The sequence below is a fragment of the Halomonas salipaludis genome, assembly GCF_002286975.1.
Classification (GTDB): Bacteria; Pseudomonadota; Gammaproteobacteria; order Pseudomonadales; family Halomonadaceae; genus Franzmannia; species Franzmannia salipaludis.
Window position 1 is genome coordinate 592048 of the sequence record NZ_NSKB01000001.1, and the last position, 19853, is coordinate 611900.

At 66.3% G+C, this 19853-nt stretch carries 17 protein-coding genes; 5 read left to right on the plus strand and 12 right to left on the minus strand.

The features are described from left to right. Positions 1-2: 2 nt before the first annotated feature. The 5 genes from CK498_RS03030 (at position 3) to CK498_RS03050 (ending at position 5929) form a co-directional block, all read left to right on the plus strand. On the plus strand, positions 3-1325 hold the full coding sequence (locus CK498_RS03030) for a paraquat-inducible protein A (RefSeq protein WP_095619370.1): 1323 nt from the start codon (positions 3-5) through the stop codon (positions 1323-1325). Beyond that, positions 1325-2992 carry an intermembrane transport protein PqiB gene (gene pqiB / locus CK498_RS03035; protein WP_095619371.1) on the plus strand — a complete coding sequence of 556 codons (1668 nt, stop codon included), beginning with the start codon at positions 1325-1327 and terminating at the stop codon, positions 2990-2992. The genes CK498_RS03030 and pqiB overlap by 1 nt, the downstream gene beginning before the upstream one ends. An 80-nt stretch (positions 2993-3072) precedes the next feature. Next, entirely contained in the window at positions 3073-3702 is a 630-nt protein-coding gene (locus CK498_RS03040; protein WP_229358930.1) for a PqiC family protein, read from the plus strand. Between the two features lie 87 nt (positions 3703-3789). Continuing rightward, on the plus strand, positions 3790-4269 hold the full coding sequence (locus CK498_RS03045) for a helix-hairpin-helix domain-containing protein (RefSeq protein ID WP_095619372.1): 480 nt from the start codon (positions 3790-3792) through the stop codon (positions 4267-4269). A 340-nt stretch (positions 4270-4609) separates the two neighbouring features. After that, positions 4610-5929 (plus strand): DEAD/DEAH box helicase, encoded by a 1320-nt coding sequence (locus tag CK498_RS03050; protein WP_095619373.1) that lies wholly within the window; start codon positions 4610-4612, stop codon positions 5927-5929. Positions 5930-6061: 132 nt separating this feature from the next. On the opposite strand, the gene CK498_RS03055 is transcribed toward CK498_RS03050, so the two are convergent. The 12 genes from CK498_RS03055 to CK498_RS03110 form a co-directional block, all read right to left on the minus strand. Next, complete coding sequence (locus tag CK498_RS03055; RefSeq protein WP_095619374.1) at positions 6062-7027, minus strand: zinc-binding metallopeptidase family protein; 966 nt, start codon at positions 7025-7027, stop codon at positions 6062-6064. Between the two features lie 191 nt (positions 7028-7218). Continuing rightward, entirely contained in the window at positions 7219-7914 is a 696-nt protein-coding gene (locus CK498_RS03060; protein WP_095619375.1) for an RNA polymerase sigma factor FliA, read from the minus strand. A gap of 111 nt (positions 7915-8025) precedes the next feature. After that, on the minus strand, positions 8026-8463 hold the full coding sequence (locus CK498_RS03065; protein ID WP_095619376.1) for a flagellar protein FlhE: 438 nt from the start codon (positions 8461-8463) through the stop codon (positions 8026-8028). Continuing rightward, on the minus strand, positions 8460-8978 hold the full coding sequence (locus CK498_RS03070; protein WP_141246901.1) for a hypothetical protein: 519 nt from the start codon (positions 8976-8978) through the stop codon (positions 8460-8462). Before CK498_RS03070 ends, CK498_RS03065 begins: the two co-directional genes overlap by 4 nt. 10 nt (positions 8979-8988) lie before the next feature. Then, entirely contained in the window at positions 8989-11304 is a 2316-nt protein-coding gene (gene flhF / locus CK498_RS03075) for a flagellar biosynthesis protein FlhF (RefSeq protein ID WP_095619378.1), read from the minus strand. Positions 11305-11353: 49 nt separating this feature from the next. Then, the gene (gene flhA, locus CK498_RS03080) at positions 11354-13438 is read right to left on the minus strand and encodes a flagellar biosynthesis protein FlhA (protein WP_095619379.1); all 2085 of its coding nucleotides are present in this window, start codon (positions 13436-13438) and stop codon (positions 11354-11356) included. Further along, positions 13435-14616, minus strand: a complete 1182-nt coding sequence (flhB, locus tag CK498_RS03085; protein ID WP_095619380.1) for a flagellar biosynthesis protein FlhB — start codon at positions 14614-14616, stop codon at positions 13435-13437. The genes flhA and flhB overlap by 4 nt, the downstream gene beginning before the upstream one ends. Before the next feature lie 150 nt (positions 14617-14766). Beyond that, on the minus strand, positions 14767-15456 hold the full coding sequence (cheZ, locus tag CK498_RS03090; protein WP_095619381.1) for a protein phosphatase CheZ: 690 nt from the start codon (positions 15454-15456) through the stop codon (positions 14767-14769). Between the two features lie 55 nt (positions 15457-15511). Beyond that, entirely contained in the window at positions 15512-15901 is a 390-nt protein-coding gene (gene cheY / locus CK498_RS03095) for a chemotaxis response regulator CheY (RefSeq protein ID WP_095619382.1), read from the minus strand. Positions 15902-15983: 82 nt separating this feature from the next. Beyond that, positions 15984-17687 carry a methyl-accepting chemotaxis protein gene (locus CK498_RS26775; RefSeq protein ID WP_095619383.1) on the minus strand — a complete coding sequence of 568 codons (1704 nt, stop codon included), beginning with the start codon at positions 17685-17687 and terminating at the stop codon, positions 15984-15986. An 86-nt stretch (positions 17688-17773) separates the two neighbouring features. Further along, positions 17774-18835: a protein-glutamate methylesterase/protein-glutamine glutaminase gene (locus CK498_RS03105; RefSeq protein WP_095619384.1), complete on the minus strand. Its 1062-nt coding sequence runs from the start codon at positions 18833-18835 to the stop codon at positions 17774-17776. Between the two features lie 144 nt (positions 18836-18979). Then, positions 18980-19849 (minus strand): CheR family methyltransferase, encoded by an 870-nt coding sequence (locus CK498_RS03110; protein ID WP_095619385.1) that lies wholly within the window; start codon positions 19847-19849, stop codon positions 18980-18982. Positions 19850-19853: the final 4 nt, after the last annotated feature.

Here is a 19853-nt window from a genome sequence, read left to right on the forward strand (position 1 = left end):
CCATGACCGACAACGCCATCGACACGTGCCAGGAACCTGGACCACCGCCCCGCACGCGGCGGCGCCTGCGCGCCTGCCATGAATGCGATCTGGTGGTGGCGTTACCGCCGCTGCGCGCCCGTGAGCGAGCCGACTGTCCGCGCTGCGGCCACACCCTCAGCAAGCGCCATTACCGCCCTGCCCAGCGCAGCATGGCGCTGGCCTGCAGCGCTCTGGTGGCACTGATGATGGCGGTGAGCTTCCCATTCATCAGTTTTCAGGTCGGCGGCGTCGGCAATCGCATCGAACTCTCCGAGACCGCCTCCACCATGCTCGGCTTCCACCAGCCGCTGGTGGCGATCGCCGTGGCGCTGACCATCATCGTACTGCCGGCGGTCTACCTGTGTGGCATGATCTGGCTGCAGTTCGGGCTACTGCGCCGCCAACCGCTGCCGTTCAGCCGCGGTATCGCCCGCTCGCTGGCACACCTGCATCCATGGATGATGGCCGACGTCTTCATCATTGGCGCCCTGGTCAGCCTGATCAAGGTCGCCGGCATGGCCCAGATCGAGTTCGGCGTGGCGTTCTGGGCCTTCTGCGCCTTCGCCATTCTGCTGCTGTATACCACCCAGTCGGTTGACTCGGATTGGATGTGGTTCTCGCTGGCCGGCGAACCGCTGGCGCCCCGCGGCGTGCGCACCGGCGAGACCGCTGCCCCACAGAAAGTCACCGGCTGCCCCACCTGTGGCCTGATCAACCGCCTTACCGCCGACGGCCACGGCCAGTGCCGACGCTGTGGCGAACGGCTGCATGCACGTCTACCGCACAGCCTGCAGCGCACCTGGGCACTGCTGGCCGCCTCGGTGGTGATGTACGTCCCGGCCAACGTCTACCCGATCATGACCACCACCTCCTTGGGTCAGACCTCGCCGTCGACGATCATCGGCGGAGTGGTCGAGCTATGGCAGATGGGCGACTGGCCGGTAGCCACGGTGATCTTCGTCGCCAGCGTGATCGTGCCGGTAGGCAAGATCCTGGCACTGGCCTGGCTGTGCCTGATGATCAACCGCAGCGACGAGTTGAGCAATGCCAGCCGGACCGTGCTCTATCGCATCACCGAGTTCATCGGCCGCTGGTCGATGATCGATGTCTTCGTGGTCGCCATGCTGGTGGCGCTGATCCGCGCCGGCGCGCTGATGTCGATTACGCCTGGCCCCGCAGCGCTTGCCTTCGGCGCGGTGGTGGTGCTCACCATGCTCGCCGCCATGACCTTCGACCCACGCCTGATCTGGGACGAACCGCCCGCCCTCGACAGCACCGAGCGCGACGCTCGAGGAACCGCCTGATGACCGAAGAACGCCCCGCTGCCCCGCCCCACAAGGCCAAGCGCCGCCGCCAGGCGCGCCTGTCGCCGATCTGGATCGTGCCCTTCATCGCGGTCCTGATCGGCCTGTGGCTGGCCTATGACAACTATCTGCAGCGCGGCACCCAGATCACCCTGGTGATGGAGAATGCCGAAGGCATCGAGGCCGGCAGCACCTTGATCAAGACGCGCAACGTCGAGATCGGTCGAGTCGAGCGAGTGGGCCTCTCCGACGATCTGCGCAGCACCGAGATCACTGCCCGCATCAACCCCGATGCCGAACGCATGCTGGTCGACGATACACGCTTCTGGGTGGTCAAGCCGCGTATCGGCCGCGAAGGCATCAGCGGGCTTGGCACCGTCCTGTCGGGGGCCTATATCCAGTTGCAGCCTGGCAGCAGCGATGCGCCGCGCCGCGAGTTCGAGGTCCTCGACCAGCCGCCGGTCGCCGCCCAGGACGCCGAAGGCATTCGCATCAATCTGCTCAGCCAACTGGGCAACTCGCTGCGACTCGGCGACCCGGTCACCTATCAGGGCTACACCGTGGGCCGCGTCGAGGCCACCGAGTTCGACGCCGACAACCGTCAGATGCGCCAGCGACTGTTCATCGAGAGCCCCTATGACGTCCTGGTTACCGAGAGCACCCGTTTCTGGTCAGCCAGCGGCATCGACCTGCGCCTCGACTCCGAAGGGGTGCGCGTCAACGTCGAATCCTTCGAAGCGCTGCTGGGTGGCGGTGTGACCTTCGGCGTGCCAGAGGACGTCCCTCTCGGACCGAGGGTCGCCCCCGACACCACCTTCAACCTCTATCCCGACGAGGACAGCGCCCTGCAGGGTAGCTTCAACCGTTACCTGGAGTACGTGATGCTGATCGATGGCACCGTGCGCGGCCTGTCGCGGGGCGCCCCGGTGGAGTTCCGCGGCGTGCGTATCGGCACCGTGGCCAGCGTGCCATGGAACTTCAGCGCCACCCAGCCAGAGGGTCGTCAGGGCTTTGCCATCCCGGTACTGGTGCGTATCGAGCCGCAGCGCATCGCCAACGATGATGACAATGGTCGCTTCGACCTGGACGAATGGGAGGCGCGCTTCGAGCGGCTGTTCGATATCGGCCTGCGCGCCTCGCTCAAGAATGGCAACCTGCTCACCGGGGCGATGTTCGTCGACCTCAACTTCCAGCGCGACCTGGAGGGCGAGTACGTCGCCGAGGTCTTCGAGGAGCGGCGTGTATTCCCCACCACCTCCGGCGGGTTCGCCCAGATCGAGGCCCAGGTCACCAACCTGCTCGACAAGCTCAACAACCTCGAGATCGAGCCGATTCTCAGCGGCCTCGACCGCAATCTGGCGCAGTCCGAAGCGATGCTCGATGAAGTCCGCCAGTTGACCGCCACCTTCCAGGCGATTGCCGACGATCCGGCCACCCGGGAGATGCCGGATAACCTCAACCGCAGCCTGATCGAGCTGCGCGAGACGCTCTCCGGGCTATCGCCGGAGTCAGACGTCTATCGCGAGTTGACCGGCGCCATGCAGCGCCTCGAGCGGCTGATGCGCGACCTGCAGCCGGCCGCCCGCACCATCAGCGAGCAGCCCAGTGCGCTGATCTTCGACCGCCGTGGCGACGACGACCCGGAGCCCAGGGCACCGCGGGACTAGATGCAAAACCGCGTCCGATCGACCATCATGGTGCTCACCGGCACGGCCCAGGCCGTGCCGCCTAACACGGAGATCACGACGTGCTGCAGTTTCGCTCATGCGACCACTCGACCCCGTTCGGCCCACGCTGGCCTAGCATCGCCGTACTGCTGCTGGCACTCACCCTGCTGGCCAGCTGCGCCAGCGGTGGTGGCACCAGCGCCCAGCGCTATAGCCTGCCGGAGGGTGCCGAGCTCGACCAGACCAGCCGCGTCGAGATGCCCAGCCAGCGGCTGGTGGTATCGCGGGTACGCGTCACCGACTACCTCGACGCCGAGGGCATCGTCATGCAGCTCGACGACATCACCGTCAATCGCGCCCGCCAGCACCTGTGGGCCGAGGACCTGCCGCGGCAGCTGCAGCGCGGTTTGCGCCAGCGGCTCGCCGAGCGCCTGCCGGACACCCAGGTATTCGGCGAGGATGGGCGCCGCGACGGCGCTTACGAGCTGCGCCTCGACGTCACCCACTTCCAGGGCCGTTACGATGGCCAGGCCATCGCCCGCGGCGAGTGGCAGCTGCGCGATGCCCGCGGCGAGGTGATCGCCCTGGAGCCATTCGCGGCGAGCACCACCCTGGACGCCGACGGCTATCCGGCGCTGGTACGCGCGCTGGGCAGTAGCTGGGACAGCGTCGCCGACCAGCTGGCCGACCGCCTGCGAGAATTGCGCTAGGCTGGATACGTAAACTGCCTGCACCTGGCCATACGGCGTTAAAACTGCCTGACGACTAACGTCATCACCCGCCACAGGACTCATGACATGGACGACCAGCAGCAACAGCGACACGCCCTGGCTCTCGAACTCAAGGCCCGCGCCGAGCGAGTCGAACACGCTCTGATCCAGGCCATCGACGGCCAGGACGCCACCGAGAAACGCGCTCTGCTGGGTCAGGCGCTCGAGGATATCGTCGCTCTGGAAGCCCTGGCCGAGGCTCACCCCGACATCCAGCTGCCACCGCTGCCGCGCATCCGCCAGGGCATGGCCGGGCTGGCGCTGATGCTCTACCAGCAGGGCGCCTGCGACGGCTTGAGCGAAGACCAGCAGCACGCCTTCCTCGACGCCCATGCCGCGCCGCTGACGGCGGTCGATGGTGTCGGCACGGTGACCGCCCGACGCCTGCTGCTGGCCGGGATCACCAGCGTGGAGGCACTACGCGCTCTGTCCCGCGAGCAGCTCGAGGCCATCCCCGGCATTACCAACGCCACCCTGGCGCGCCTCCAGACCGGTCTTAGTCAGTAGGACGAGTGCAGACAGGCCGTCTCGCTCAGGACTGATCCGTCGACAGGCCTGCGAGGAGGCGCTGTAAACCCTCCCTGGGCGCTACCTACGCCATCCATGGCGTAGAACCTCCTCTTCGGCCTGTCCCCGGCGTCCTTCGCTCGGGGCTTCTGCAACACTCCTGCCTTAATCAGTAAATCATTAGCAGGCAGGGGATATTTCTGTCATCATACTGCGCTGCGGCACTTTACGGTCCCCTCTTGCCGCGCCTGTCATCGATTTTTTTCACGTCGTGCCCCGGGACTCACGCCTCTCAGCTGATACAGAGGCGAGCGGTCACGTCGTGCTATCCGGAGTTTGCATGAGCTTTTCCGACCTCGGCCTGCGGGCCGAACTGCTGCGCGCTGTCGAAGAACAGGGCTATACCACCCCCACGCCGATTCAGCTCAAGGCGATTCCCGCCGTGCTTGAAGGCCGCGACATGCTCGCCAGCGCCCAGACCGGCACCGGCAAGACCGCCGGCTTCACCCTGCCGCTGTTGCAGCGCCTGGCCGATGGCTCGCGCCCCAAGCCGCGCCAGATCCGCGCCCTGGTGCTGACCCCGACCCGTGAGCTGGCCGCACAGATCGGCGAGAACGTCACCGGCTACGGCCGCTACCTCAAGCTGCGCTCCCACGTGATCTTCGGCGGTGTCGGCCAGCAGCCCCAGGTCGATGCGATCCGTGGTGGCCTGGACATCCTGGTGGCCACCCCCGGCCGGCTGCTCGACCTGCACCAGCAGAAGCACGTCGACCTCTCCCAGGTCGAGACCCTGGTGCTCGACGAAGCCGACCGCATGCTCGACATGGGCTTCATCCACGACATCAAGAAGATCCTGCGCGTGCTGCCGGCGCAGCGTCAGAACCTGCTGTTCTCGGCGACCTTCTCCGACGAGATCCAGCGCCTGGCCGGCGGCCTGCTCGACAACCCCACCATGATCGAGGTGGCGCGCCGCAACACCACCGCCGAGCTGGTCGACCAGGCCGTCTACAAGGTCGACCGCGAGAAGAAGCGTGAGCTGCTCGCCCACCTGATCAGTACCCAGCAGTGGTATCAGGTGCTGGTCTTCACACGCACCAAGCACGGCGCCAACCGCCTGGCTGAACAGCTCTCCAAGCAGGATATCCCGGCCATGGCGATTCATGGCAACAAGAGCCAGTCGGCGCGCACCAAGGCACTGGCCTCTTTCAAGGCGGGTGACCTGCAGGTGCTGGTCGCCACCGATATTGCCGCTCGCGGCCTGGATATCAGCGAACTGCCCCACGTGGTCAACTTCGAGCTGCCCAACGTTGCCGAGGACTACGTGCACCGCATCGGCCGCACCGGCCGCGCCGGCAGCGAAGGCAAGGCGGTATCGCTGGTCTGCGTCGACGAGCATGGCCTGCTCAAGGGCATCGAACGGCTCATCAAGCGCGACCTCGAGAAGCGCATCGAGCCGGGCTTCGAACCCGACCCCAACGCCAAGCCAGAGCCGATCGAGAACGGTCGCCGCGGCCAGCAGAAGCGCAGCGGCGGTGGCAACGGTCGCGGCAACGCCGGTGGCCAGCGCGCCAGCGGCAACCGCAGCGACCAGCCGCGGCGCAGCAGCGATGACGCCCGTGCACCGCGCCGCCGTCGCGGCGGCCGCTCCAAACAGGCCTGAGCGTTATTCGCCACCACGCCAATGGCCACCCTCCGGGGTGGCCATTTTCGTTAGTAGATCGCGCTGTCGCTGAATTGCCACTCCGGCGCCGACGTTAGCCCCGTGCAGCACTGGTGAATACGGCCGACGCGCTCATAGCCCCTGGGCGCCACGCCGCAGCCAGTCGTGTACGAAGACCAACTTGCGGCGCGCCACTTCGGAGAGCACGAAGGGATAAAGGTCCGACAGCCCCATCGCACGATTGATATGGTTGACCGCCATCACCTGATGCGTCGCGACATGGATCAAGCGCTCGGCATCTGCCTCCATGTAAGGGTCCCAGCCGTGATACGGCAGGTCGCTGGAGGAGAGTCCCGCGGCGACGAAGCTATCGGCGATATCCGTAAGGTGCAGCAGATGGGCCGCGGTTTCGGCCCAGTCCTCGTGGGGGTGCGCGGAGGCATAGGTGCTGACGAAGCTCGAGCGCCAGCCGGCGGGCGGGCCTTGTTGGTAGTGCCGCTGCAGGGCTGCGGCGTAATCTTCACGCTCGTCGCCAAACATCGCCCGGAAGGCCTCGAGAAAGTCATCTCGCAGGCTGAGCCGCCACCACAGCATGTGCGAAATTTCATGGCGCATATGACCGATCATGGTCCGATAGGGCTCTTCGAGCGCCTCTCGACGCGTCGCGCGCAGCACCGGGTCCGCTTCCGCCACGCTGATGGTCACCACGCCACCCGCATGCCCCATGGCCACCGGCGTCGGCCCTTCGGCCAGCATGTAGAACACCGGGGGTGCGCCGGGGTCTTCCGGGCGGAACCAGTTCCAGCGCCCCAGATTGTCCAGCACCCAGCGCTTGGCGGCCTCGGTCTTGGCCCAGTGGGGCATGGCATCGGGAATCGCGGGATCCGGCGCCAGTGCGGTCATCGCGCAGGCGCGACAGAACGCCCCCTGCTCGGGGGCGATCCAGTTGCAGCCGATCACGTCGCGATTGGCGCAAAACGGCGGCATGGTGATCATCGCCCTGGCCTGCGGGTCATAGGCGACAGGCGTACCCGTGGCAGTAGCGAGGTTGTCGAACCACAGGGACCCGGGACCGACCGGGTTGGCAAAGACGCGCATAAGGCAGCCCCTCCTGGACAAACGCCAGAGCGCGGCACTCTGGTAAAGATAGCGGCTGAATGCAGCACTCCACCCTACAGCCTACCATTGAAGCGTCAGGCGCCCAGCCACCTATCGTTGCGCGAAGGAAAAAACCAAGACGCTCGGCGACGACATCACCAGCGCGGGGAGTCTCGATCTGCATGTGCCGGCTAGGTCAAGCGTGCGCGCAGCCGTGTCACTGCCTGGCTATGCAACTGGCAGACCCGCGATTCGCTGACGCCCAGCACCGCGCCGATCTCCTTGAGGTTGAGCTCTTCCTGGTAGTAGAGCCCCAGCAGCAATTTCTCGCGCTCGGGCAGCAGCTCGATGGCGTCCACCAGCCGCTGGCGCTGCTCACCGTCGACCAACGCGGCGAACGGCGACGGCGGTGCGCCCTCGCCATTGCCCGGTTCGACGCCCTCCGCCACCAGCTCCTCGTAGGGCAACAGCTGGCCACCGTTGGTGTCGCCCAACTGCTGATGGTATTCGGCAAGCTCGATGCCCAGCTCGTCGGCGATCTCCTGCTCGTCGGCAGCCCGCCCCAAGCGCTGCTCGGTTCGCCGCACCGCTTCGTCCAGCGCCCGCGCGTTGCGCCGCACACTGCGCGGCACCCAGTCGCGACTGCGCAGCTCATCGATCATCGCCCCGCGAATGCGCTGGCTGGCGTAGGTCGCAAAGCTCGCTCCCTGCCCCGCATCGAAGCGGTTTAGGCAGTCGAGCAGGCCGACCATGCCGGCCTGTATCAAGTCGTCGAGTTCGACGCTCGCCGGCAGCTTGACCTGCAGCGCCAGCGCCTGACGGCGCACCAGCGGCAGATACTGCTCGAGCAGTGCGCCTTGATCGATCTTGCCCTTTGCCGTGTACATCGCTGTCGTTGCGACCTCAGTCAGCCTGGAAATCGAATCGTGACCGCCGCAGCGGTCTCATCACTCTGGCATTATCGCGCGACAGGCCACAGCACCAAGCCGGGAATAGCCTCATTGGCCAACGGTTTTTTGCGCCTTTGCAGCGGCCGGCCGGCGATGATCGACGATCACCTGCAGCCCGTTTACCTGCACCGGCTTTGCGCCCTGGCCAAGGCGGAAACGGAAGTGCAGCGGCTGCACCGCGGACAGCCCTGCCAGCCCCTGGCTCTGCCCCCTGACACCATTCAGGCGCAGGCAGCGCTGAGGATGACACAACCACGCCTCGAGCAGCGCCCCAGGCGGGGTGGCATACTGCCAGCTGATACGCGCAATCTGCGCATCGGGTGGTGCAGCACCACTCAGCGCGCGGCTGTCGGTGTCACGCCCGGGCACCGCCACTCGCACGCCCTCCGCCTGGGCGACCCAGCTGCCCGACACCGCGGGCGTCCCGGCCTGCCCCCAGGAAGCGCCGGCCAGCAGTACCATCAGTGCCCCCAGCCACGCCTTCATGACCGCTGCCCCGCTTGACGCACCATCAGCAGGCGAATCCCCAGAAAGTCGGCGGCGGCCTGGCGCAGGTTGTTGAGCAGCCCGCGCGACACGCCCAGCCTCGGGTGCAGCAGCAGCAGTCCATGGGGCCCGCCACGTTCGGCGAGTCTTCGCAGCAGGCAGTAGCTGCGCCGGAAGGCGTCTGGATCGCTGTCGACCCACAGCGCCCAGCGGGTCTGCTGGGCGGCCAGCGTGGCCAGGTGTGGGCTGTTCTCATCGAGCGCTACCACCCGCCACCCCTGGGGATCACCCACCCAGGCCTGTCCCTGGTGTCGCCAGGCATCGAGCAGGCGATAGACCCGGGCGGTATCGCCGTCGGGCAGCCCTACCACCAGCAGCGCCCGGTCGCCCGAGCAGGACACCGCTGCATCGCGGCGCGGCGTAACGACCGATGGCGTATCGACATCCGCCGCCGTTGTCTGGTCAAGCTCACCGGCCCACTGGCGCAGCCCCGCGGCCTGGTCCTTGAACGTCATGCTCGACATCTCAGGCGGCCACCTCCCGGAACACGTCGCGCGCGGTGAACAGATGAATCAGTGCATCGAGCAGCGTCGCTGCCTGGCGGCTGCGCTGGCTACCGAGCAGCGCCAGCAGCTGAGCGCGTACGTCCATGGCCCAGTCGCCGTCAGCGGCGGCCAGGCTGAGCGCCACATTGGCCAGCCCATGGGCGAGCTGCAGCCGCAGCTCGGCGTCGCAGGCGCCCAAACCGGCATCGGCCAAGCCCTGCCAGGCGCGACGCGTCAGCGCCGGCATCTCCGCCAGCAGCAGCTGCTGGGCGATCAGCGCCTGGTCATCCGGCGCCTCGGGCGCCAGCCAATAGCGCCGCGCCAGGCGCTTGCCGCTGTCGCGATCAACGGGTATAGCGGTGAACAGCGACAGCGGAATCGCCGCCTCGCCGCCGCGCCGCGCCGCATACTCGACCGTCATGCGCTGCAGCGGAAGCGTCACAAGACGCCCCTGGTGGCGACACGCCAGCTCGCTGTCCGGGGCCGCCAGCGCGGCCAATTCGGATACCGCCACCCGCCGCCCGTCGGCCAGCACGCGCTGATTGGGCTTGGCCGCGGCCAGCCACGGCAGTTGCCAGGCGCTCAGCCAGGCCAGCGCATCCGGTGCCGGTAGCGTGGCCAGCACGTGGGCCTGGGGGCCGAGTTGCTGGGCACTCCACTCGAGTCGCTCGACGTCGCCCGCCGGCAGGCGCTGAGTCTGCCAACCGCTGGCCAGCAGCTGGCCTTCGCTAGTTACCGCCCCGCACGGCAGGCGCCAGTCGCAGCCGTTGACCCTTTGGGTGCCCCACAATAGGGTCAGGGCACTGCTGTCACAGGCCTCGCGGGCCGCAGCTAGCTGTGCAGCGTGCAGGCCGTCAAGGGCGGCACGCTGATGCCCCAACGGCTGGCTGGCAAGCTGCCAGGCACCCTCGACCAGCGCGAAGCCGGGCTGCTGGGCGCGTAGCGCGTCGAGCGCCGCGCGCAGGGCACGCCCCTGGCCGAGCAGGCCTCGCGACAGCGCCGTAAGACGCTTCTGACCGCTTGCCACCGGCTCGCGCAGCGCGCTGAACTCAGGCGTGAACGGCGAATCGTTCTCGACCCATAGCGCCTCGGCGACCAGCGCCCCGGCATCGGCCAGGCTCAGATCTTCCGGCACCTGCTGGCCGTGGGACACATAGTGCAGGCACAGCCCGTGGCGAATCACGCTATCCAGCAGCGGGCCCAGGCGCGCGGATTCGTCACGCTTGGTCAGGATGCAGTCGTCGAGTCGGTTGCCAGCCGCCCGCGCCGCCTGGCGATAGCTGACGATGACATCCTCGAGGGTATCGCCATGGCTGGCGGCATTGAGCAGTAGCAGCAGTCGAACCTGGCGCCCGCTGGCGGAGAGCTGCTCGATCTGCTTCACCAGGCGCTGATCGCGCTGGCTCATGCCCACGGTATCGATGATGATCAGCCGCTTGTCGCTGAGCCGCGCCAGCGTATCGTCCAGGGGGGCATCGGCCTCCTGGGCATGCACCTCGACACCCAGCAGACGCGCGTAGATGCGCAGCTGCTCGTGGGCACCGATGCGGTAGCTGTCGGTGGTCACCAGCGCCACCCCGTCGCCACCATGGCGCATCACGTAGCGCGCCGCCAGCTTGGCGGTGGTAGTGGTCTTGCCGACCCCGGTCGGCCCGACCAGGGCAATCACCCCGCCCTGGTCCAGCAGCACCGCCTCGTCGCCAGGCGTACTAAGCCGTGCGCCGAGCTGACGGCCCAGCCAGGCGTCTTCGGCGGCAACGTCGCAGACAGCATCCAGCTCGGCGGGCAGCTCGGCGAGCAGTTCCGCCGCCAGGCGCGGACCGACCCCCGCCGACCACAAGCGCTGATGCAGCCGCGCCAGCGGGTCACGATCGCTGCGCTGGTCGCGCTGCTGGCGCCCCAGCATGTCGCGCATCTCCTGCATTTCACCGAGCAACCGCTCGCTGAGCGCGGCAAAATCGGGCTGTGCGGCGGCCGGTGCCGCGGCAGCGGTTGGCGGCTCAGGGCGATATTGAGGCTCGGGCGCCGAACGTGCCGCGGCCTGGCTGGCATAGGCCCGCGCCTGGCGCGAAGCGTCGGCGGGCGAACGCAGTCCCGGCGCAGCTTCCGTTGCGGGCGGCGAGGCTGCCCCAGCGGGCGCGGTCATGCGCCCATGGGCATCGTCGGCCAGGGCGAGGACTTCCACGCCGCCCTCGACGTTGCGATTGGAAAGAATCAGGGCGTCATCGCCCAGGGCAGCACGCACCTGGCGCATTGCCTCGCGGCTATTGACGCCGAGGAAACGTTGAACACTCATCGCACGCCCCTCACAGGCTGGGATTCAATGGCAGATTCAATGCACGGGCTCATCCGCGCGCCCCCACCGTACTGGTCACGCGCAGAGGGCGGTCGTCGGGTATTTCGGCCTGGGACAGCACCACCAGCTGACGCAGGCGGCGTCGCAGGAAGCGTGACAGCACCGCGCGCAGGCTGTGCTGGACCACCAGCACCGGCGGCTCGCCGGCCATCTCCTGGTGGTTCAGGGCCTGCTCGGCCTCGCTCATCAGGGTATCGGCGAGACCAGGCTCGAGCGCCCCGCCGTTGTTCATGGCCTGCATCAGTACCTGTTCGAGGTTGGCATCCAGGCCAATGACGTGGAGCTCCTCGGTGCCGGGGAACCACTGCTGGGTGATCGAGCGGCCCAGTGCCACGCGCACCACCTCGGTGAGGCTGGCTGCGTCGCTCTGCGGGCTGGCATGCTCGGCCAGGGTATCGAGAATGGTGCGCATGTCACGGATCGACACCTCCTCGTCGAGCAGATTCTGCAGCAGCCGCTGCAGCGTGGTGAGGGTGATTGCCTTGGGCACCACATCCTCGACCAGCGCCTTGCTGTCGTCGCCCAGCTTGTCGAGCAGCTGCTGCACCTCGTTGCGGCCCAGCATCTCACTGGCATGGCGATACAGCAGGTGGTTGAGGTGGGTGGCCACCACAGTGCCGGCATCGACCACGGTGTAACCGTAGACCTGGGCGTGCTCGCGCTGGGCGGTATCGATCCATACCGCCGGCAGGCCGAAGGCCGGGTCGGTGGTCTCCGTGCCCTCGACATGCCCGGAGACCTGCCCCGGATCGATGGCCAGCCACTTGCCCGGGAAGGCCTCGCCGCGCCCGACTTCGACGCCCTTGAGCGAGATCACATAGGTGTTGGGTCCCAGCTCCAGGTTGTCACGAATATGCACCACCGCCGGCAGGAAGCCGACGTCCTGGGCGAATTTCTTGCGCACGCTCTTGATCCGCCCCAGCAACTCGCCCTGCTGACGATGATCGACCAGTGGAATCAGCCGATGACCGACCTCCAGGCCCAGCGTATCGACCAGCTGCACGTCGTCCCAGCTGGCCTCCGGGGCCTCGGGTGGCGGCGGCGCTTCGGCCTTGATCTCTTGCTCGGCGATGGCACTCTCCTGGCGACGCATCAGCCACCAGGCCAGGCCGCCGAGCAGCGCGGTGAAGAACAGGAACACGAAGTTGGGCATGCCCGGGACCAAGCCCAGCATGCCCATCACGCAGGCCGACAGGATCAGCACCTGGGGATTGACGAACAGCTGGCTGATCATCTGCTGGCCGACATCTTCATCGGTCGTGACCCGCGATACCGTCACCCCTGCCGCGGTGGAGATCACCAGTGCCGGGATCTGCGCCACCAGGCCATCGCCGATGGTCATCAGGGTGTAGGTGCGCGCCGCATCGCCGAAGCCCATGCCGTGCTGCAGCATGCCGATCAGCAGCCCACCAATGATGTTGACCACCATGATCACCAGGCCGGCCATGGCATCACCGCGCACGAACTTGCTGGCGCCGTCCATGGAGCCGTAGAAATCAGCCTCCTGGGCCACCTCGGCGCGCCGCTTGCGGGCGTCATCCTCACCGATCAGGCCGGCGTTGAGGTCGGCATCGATGGCCATCTGCTTGCCGGGCATAGCGTCGAGCATGAAGCGCGCGCCGACCTCGGCAATGCGCCCGGCGCCCTTGGTGATGACCATGAAATTGATGATCACGAGGATCAGGAAGACCACCAGGCCGACCGCAAAATTGCCGCCGACCAGAAACTGGCCGAACGCCTCGATCACCTTGCCCGCGGAGTCGCCCCCGCTGTGGCCCTCCATCAGGATCACCCGGGTCGAGGCCACGTTCAGCGACAGCCGCAGCAGCGTGGTAAACAGTAGAATCGCCGGGAAGGCGGCAAAATCGAGGGGTTTCTGGGTGAACATGCTGACCAGCAGCACCATCACCGCCAGGGCGATATTGAAGGTGAAGAACATATCCAGCGCAAACGGCGGCAGCGGCAGGATCATCATCGACAGGATCATGAGGATGAGGATCGGGCCGGCCAGCAGCTTCATACGCACGCTGCCCATCCAGTCGTGGCGGCTCATCAGGTCAGTCAGCGCTCTCATCGAGGCTCCTCGTTTGCATCATTCTCTCCTGACGCCGCGCCTGGCGACTTGACGTCGAGTTCGGCCGGTACCGGCAGGTCACTAGGCGTATCGGGCATCTCTTCAGCTCCGGCGTGGGCTCGCTTGAGGCGGAACGCCCAGGCCAGGACCTCGGCCACCGCGGTATACAGTGCGAACGGTATCTCGCGGTCGAGGTCGACGTGGTGGTAGAGCGCTCGCGCCAGTGGCGGTGCCTCGAGCAGCGGCACGCCGTGCTCCTCGCCCAGCTCACGAATCCTCGTGGCCACCGCGTCGGCGCCCTTGGCGACCACCCGCGGCGCCGACATCAGGCCATCGTCGTAACTCAGCGCCACTGCATAATGGGTCGGGTTGGTAACGATCACATCCGCCTCGGGCACCTTGCTCATCATGCGGTTACGCGCCATCGACTGCTGCTGCGAGCGGATCCGCGCCTTGAGATGCGGGTCACCCTCGGACTCCTTGTGCTCGCGCTTGACCTCATCCTTGCTCATGCGCAGCTTCTTGGCATGGCTCCATAGCTGATAGGGCACGTCGATCAGGATCACCACCAACAGTGCCAGCACGATCAGCCCACAGGCCAGCGCCGCCAGCTGCATCGCACTGGCCAGCGCCTGCTGAATGGGCTGGTCCATCAGGCTCAGGTAGCGGCCGCGATTGGTATACAGGAAGGTCAAGGCCACGCCCCCCACCAGCGCCGACTTGGCGATCGCCTTGAGCAGTTCGATCACCGCCTGGACGCCGAACATGCGCTTGAGGCCCTTGAGCGGGTTGAGCTTGGACAGTTTGGGCTGCAGCGACTTGGCGGAGATCAGCCAGCCGCCGAGCAGCGCCGGAGCCACCAGCGCCACAACCATCAGCAGCAGGAACAGTGGCAGCATGGTCAACAGGGTGTGCTGGCCGATATTGAAGATATGCGTCAGCATCGGCATCACCTCGAAGGCGTGCCGGCGCTCGAACAGGAACGCCTGCTCCATGGCCAGGCCCAGCTGGTCGTAGAGCATCGCGCCCATGGTGTACAGGCCGATGACCCCACCCAGCAACAGCATGAAGGTGGTCAACTCCCGGGAACGCGCGACCTCGCCATCCTCGCGCGACTTCTGCAGGCGGCGTGGCGTGGCTTCTTCGGTCTTTTCCTGATCGCTGCTCTGGTCGGCCATGGCGCTTAGGCGTCTTCACGAAGCTGAGGGGTGGACGCTGGCCATTGTCGAGAAAGGTGGGCAAGGGTGATACGCCAAACAGCGCGGCAATCGTGGCGTTATTCACGACTACCGCGCCAGGGTACAGGCTGCAGGGGCTATCCGCTCGGCCTAGAAACCCAGCTCATCGAGCAGGTCGTCGACCTGATCCTGAGAGCTCACCACGTCGGCGCCTTCGGGTTTGATCTGGGGGCCGTTGAGCAACGACTCCTCGCGCTTCTTGGCATCCGCCTCCCACTGCCCCTCAGCACGGCGCTGCATCTTCTCGCGCTCCTCGCCTTCGGGCACGCTGTCGAGCAGCACCTGGACCAGCTGATGCTCGATCTCGCGGATCACCTCCATCATCTTCTTGATGACCTGGCCGGTGAGGTCCTGGAAATCCTGCGCCATCATGATTTCCATCAGCTCGGCGCTGGTGGCCTGGGTCTGGGCCGGCACCTTGCCCAGATAGCCGCGGGTCTCCTGAACCAGCGCCTTGGCCTCGTCGAGCTCCATGGGGTTCTCGAACCACGCTTGCCACTGCTTGTCGAGCGCCTCGGCCTGCTCACCCAGCGAGTCCTGGATCGGCTGGGCGCGATCGATGGCATTGAGCGCGCGATCGGCGGCCTGCTCGGTCATCGACGCCACATAGCTGAGGCGGTCGCGGGCATCGGGAATCGCCTCGGCAGCACGCTCGATCTCCTTGTCCAAACCCAGCTCACGCATGCTCTCGCGCAGCATTCGCGTCAGGTGGCCGATTCGCTGAACCAGATCTTCATCGCCGGCCGCCCCCTGGGCAGACGCACGCTGTGCATCGCTCATAATCGTCATCTCCTTGAGGCCGGCTGTTGGCCATCGATTAATGAAACCACCCTGCTCACATGCCCAGCTTCTCGAAGATCTTGTTGAGCTTCTCTTCGAGGGTAGCGGCGGTGAACGGCTTGACCACATAGCCATTGGCGCCGGCCTGGGCGGCAGCGATGATGTTCTCCTTCTTGGCCTCGGCAGTCACCATCAGCACCGGCAGGTCCTTGAGGGCGTCGTCGGCGCGAATCTGCTTGAGCATCTCCAGGCCATCGAGGTTGGGCATGTTCCAGTCCGAGACCACGAATTCGAAGTTGCCGCTGCGCAGCTTGGAGAGCCCTTCCTGGCCGTCCTCGGCCTCTTCCACGTTGGTGAACCCCAGCTCCTTGAGCAGGCTACGCACGATCCGGCGCATGGTCGGAAAGTCGTCCACCACCAGAATACTCATGTTCTTGTCGGCCATCGGTGTTCCTCGTTACGTCATGACGGTCAATCAGGGCCGGCGCGGCCGGCCCGCTAGGGGCATTACGTCGCAAGCGACGCGTTCAAAACTCTTCCCAATCGTCTTCGGTCACCGCCTCACGGCGTTTGCGCGTGGCGGGTTCCGGCGTCTGGGAGCGCGTCAGTTGGGCTGGCGTCTCGTGCTGGGCGTGGCCCTCTTGTGCTGCCGGCAGCGCGGCGGCCTGGTCGCCGGCCTGCAGGCGGAACACCGCTACCGCCTGCTCGAGCCGGCTGGCCTGATCCTCCAACGACATCGCCGCGGCAGCGGCCTGCTGTACCAGGGCGGCGTTCTGCTGGGTGACCTCGTCCATCTGGCTGACGGCCTGACTGACCTGCTCGATGCCGTCGCTCTGCTCCTGGGAGGCCGCCGATATCTCGTCCATGATATCGGTGACGCGCCTTACCGCCGCCACCACCTCCTGCATGGTCTCTCCGGCCTGCTCGACCAGCGTCGAGCCCGCCTGGACCTGGGACACCGAGCCCTCGATCAGCGTCTTGATCTCCTTGGCGGCATCCGCACTGCGCCCCGCCAGGTTACGCACCTCGCCAGCCACCACCGCAAAGCCACGGCCCTGCTCGCCGGCCCGCGCCGCCTCCACCGAGGCGTTGAGCGCCAGGATATTGGTCTGGAAGGCAATCGAGTCGATCACCCCGGTGATATCGGCGATCTTCTGCGAGCTGCCGGAGATACCGTGCATGGTGGTGATCACCTGGTCGACCACCTCGCCGCCACGACTGGCGGTGCTCGAAGCGTCAAAGGCCAGGCCACTGGCCTGACGCGCGTTGTCGGCGTTCTGTTTCACCGTCGCGGTCAGCTGTTCCATGCTGGTGGCGGTCTCTTCGAGCGAGGCTGCCTGCTGCTCGGTGCGCGACGACAGATCGGCGTTGCCGCTGGCGATCTCGCGGGTCCCGACGTGGATCGAGTTGCTGCTCTGGCGCACATCGCCGACGATACGCATCAGGCTCTGCTGCATATTGCGCATGGCGTTGAACAGCTGGCCAATCTCGTTGCGACCCTGGACGTCGATCCGTTCGGACAGGTCCGCCTCGGCGATGCGCTCGAGACTCTTCACCGCCCGACCCAGCGGCCTGACCAGCAGCGCACGCAGCACCACGAACAGTGTGATCACCAGCAGTGCCACCAGCGCCAGCATGCCAATTTCGAGCCAAGTAAACAGCTGCGCCTGGCGGTCATAAGCGGTGCGCTGTTCCGCCACTCGACCGCCCGCATGTCTGACGAAGGCCGCCGATGCCTCGGCCAGCTGCGCGCCGGGTTCCTGCATCTCGGCGCGTACCCGGGCGAAGCCGCTGGTATCCATCTGCTCCAAGGTCTCGGCCTGTTCCCTCGCCATCGTCATCAGCGTCGCGAAGTACTCGATGACCGGCTCGGCCAAGGCCTCTCCCTCATGGCTCTTGGGGGCATCAATAAAGTGCTGCATCCGCACCTGAGCACGCTCCAGAAACGCTTCGGCCGTCTCGCCGGCGTCGCGAGCCTCGCCCATGCGGCCGACCATCATATGCCCGAGCCCCGCTTCCAGATTGACCCTGGCCTGATTGAGCAGGGATTCGGCGCGATTGAATTCATTGAGCTGTCGATCGCTGACGTGCGCCTGCAGTTCGATGGTCTGGCTGGCGCTGCGCGACTCCAGTGTATTAAGTACCAGTAGCGCAGCAAACATCACAACAAAAGCAGCCAGCACCGCGTTGACCAGTAGACTTATCTTGAGATTGCGCAGTAGTCCCATCATCCCGGCGTTTCCTTAATGGTATTTTTTATCCCACTCCGCCCACTTACCGGCGGAGTGACGTTGCTCAATTGCAGGCAGCCCCACATCTATACCCGCTGTGCACGGCCTGACGCCGCGACCAGCGCCATCAGCCGGGGGGCGATATCATCCAGGCTGACGACTTCGCTGGCACCGCCCAGTGCAATCGCCTCGCGGGGCATGCCAAACACCACGCAACTCGCCTCGTCCTGGGCCAGGGTCACCGCCCCCGCCTCGCGCATGGTCACCAGCCCCTTGGCCCCGTCCTTGCCCATTCCGGTCAGTAGCACGCCGATGGCATTGCGTCCGGCGTGCTTGGCCGCCGAATCGAATAGCACGTCAACCGAGGGGCGATGCCGGTTGACCGGCGGCCCGTCGTTGAGGCGTGCCACATAGTTCGCACCGCTGCGCGCCAGCTCCAGATGCTGGTCCCCCGGGGCGATATAGGCGTGCCCCGGCAGTACGCGCTCGCCGTCCTGGGCCTCCTTGACAGTGATCCGGCACAGCTTGTCGAGGCGCTCGGCAAACGACCGGGTAAAACCGCCCGGCATATGCTGGGTGATCAGGATCGCCGGGCTGTTGGCCGGCAGCGGCTCGAGTACGTGGCGGATCGCCTCGGTACCACCGGTGGAGGCGCCGATGATCAGCAGCTTCTCGCTGGTGATCAGCGGCGCCTTCAGCGCCTGGGGCGCCGGCGCATCGCTGCGCCGGGCCTGGCGCGGCCGCGAACGCGCCGCGGCACGAATCTTGTCGGCGATCAGCTCGGCATAGTCGAGCATGCCGCTGCGAATTCCCAACGCCGGCTTGGCCAGGAAGTCCACCGCGCCCAGCTCGAGGGCACGCAACGTGACTTCGGAGCCGGCCTGGGTCAGCGACGAGACCATCAGCACCGGCATCGGCCGCAGCCGCATCAGACGCTCGAGAAAGTCGAGGCCATCCATGCGCGGCATCTCGACATCGAGGGTCAGCACATCAGGGTTGTGCTGCTTGATCAGGTCGCGCGCGGCGAGCGGATCGGGTGCTACCGCGACCACTTCCATATCGTCATGGTCGTTGATGATCTCGCTGAGCAGATCACGAATCAGCGCCGAGTCATCGACACACAGCACCTTGATCTTGGCTGCACTCAAGGCAGACCTCCTTTTCAACAATCAGCCGCAGCTTCGTCCAGCGAAGCGTCATGCTAGTGATATCGGCGCATACCGGGGAGACTTTAGGCGCTTGCTCAAAACCGCCACTACTCGACGATGTAGCGGCCAACGCCTGGCGAAACATCAACGCTTCGGGGTCAGCACGTAGACGGTCTGGCCGCGCAGCCGAAACACCTCGCTGATATAGGAAAAATTCTCGGAATGCCCGGCGAACAGCAGGCCGTCCGGCTTCAACAGCGGCGCGAAGCGCGCCAGTATCTTGGCCTGGGTGCTCTTGTCGAAATAGATCATCACGTTGCGGCAGAAGATGGCGTCGAAGGGCCCTTTCACCGCCCAGCTAGGCGCCAGCAGGTTGAGCGACTCGAATTCGACCATCTCGGTCAGCTCGGGTCGCACCTTGGCCAGGCCAATACGCTCGCCGCCGCCCTTGAGGAAGAAACGCTTGACCCGCGACTCATCGAGCTTGCGCACCTGCTCCATGGGGTAGATGCCGGCTCGGGCACGCGTCAGCGCTTCGGTGTCGATATCGGTCGCCACCACCCGCGCCTCCTTGGCCCGCGGCCCCAGTGCCTCGGTCAGGCACATGGCGATGGAGTAGGGCTCCTCGCCGGTGGAGGCAGCAGCGCTCCACACCCGCACCGGGCCGCTCTGGCGCGCCACGTGCTCGGCCAGCAGTGGAAAGTGATGCGCCTCGCGAAAGAAAGCGGTCAGGTTGGTGGTCAAGGCGTTGGTGAAGGCCTCCCACTCCTTGGCCGCCGGCTGGCGTTCGAGCCGTGCCAGGTAGTCGCCGAAGCGCGTCAGCCCGTGGTGGCGCAGGCGCTTGGCGAGGCGGCTATAGACCATCTCGCGCTTGTGCTCGGCGAGCACGATGCCGGCACGCTCATAGATCAGCTGACGGATACGCGTGAAGTCGCTTTCGGTCAGCTCCAGATCCCGTTCCAGCATACTGCTGGAGGCCCAGCCGGCGCTGCTGGCCTCCTGTCCCGGCGGCATATTG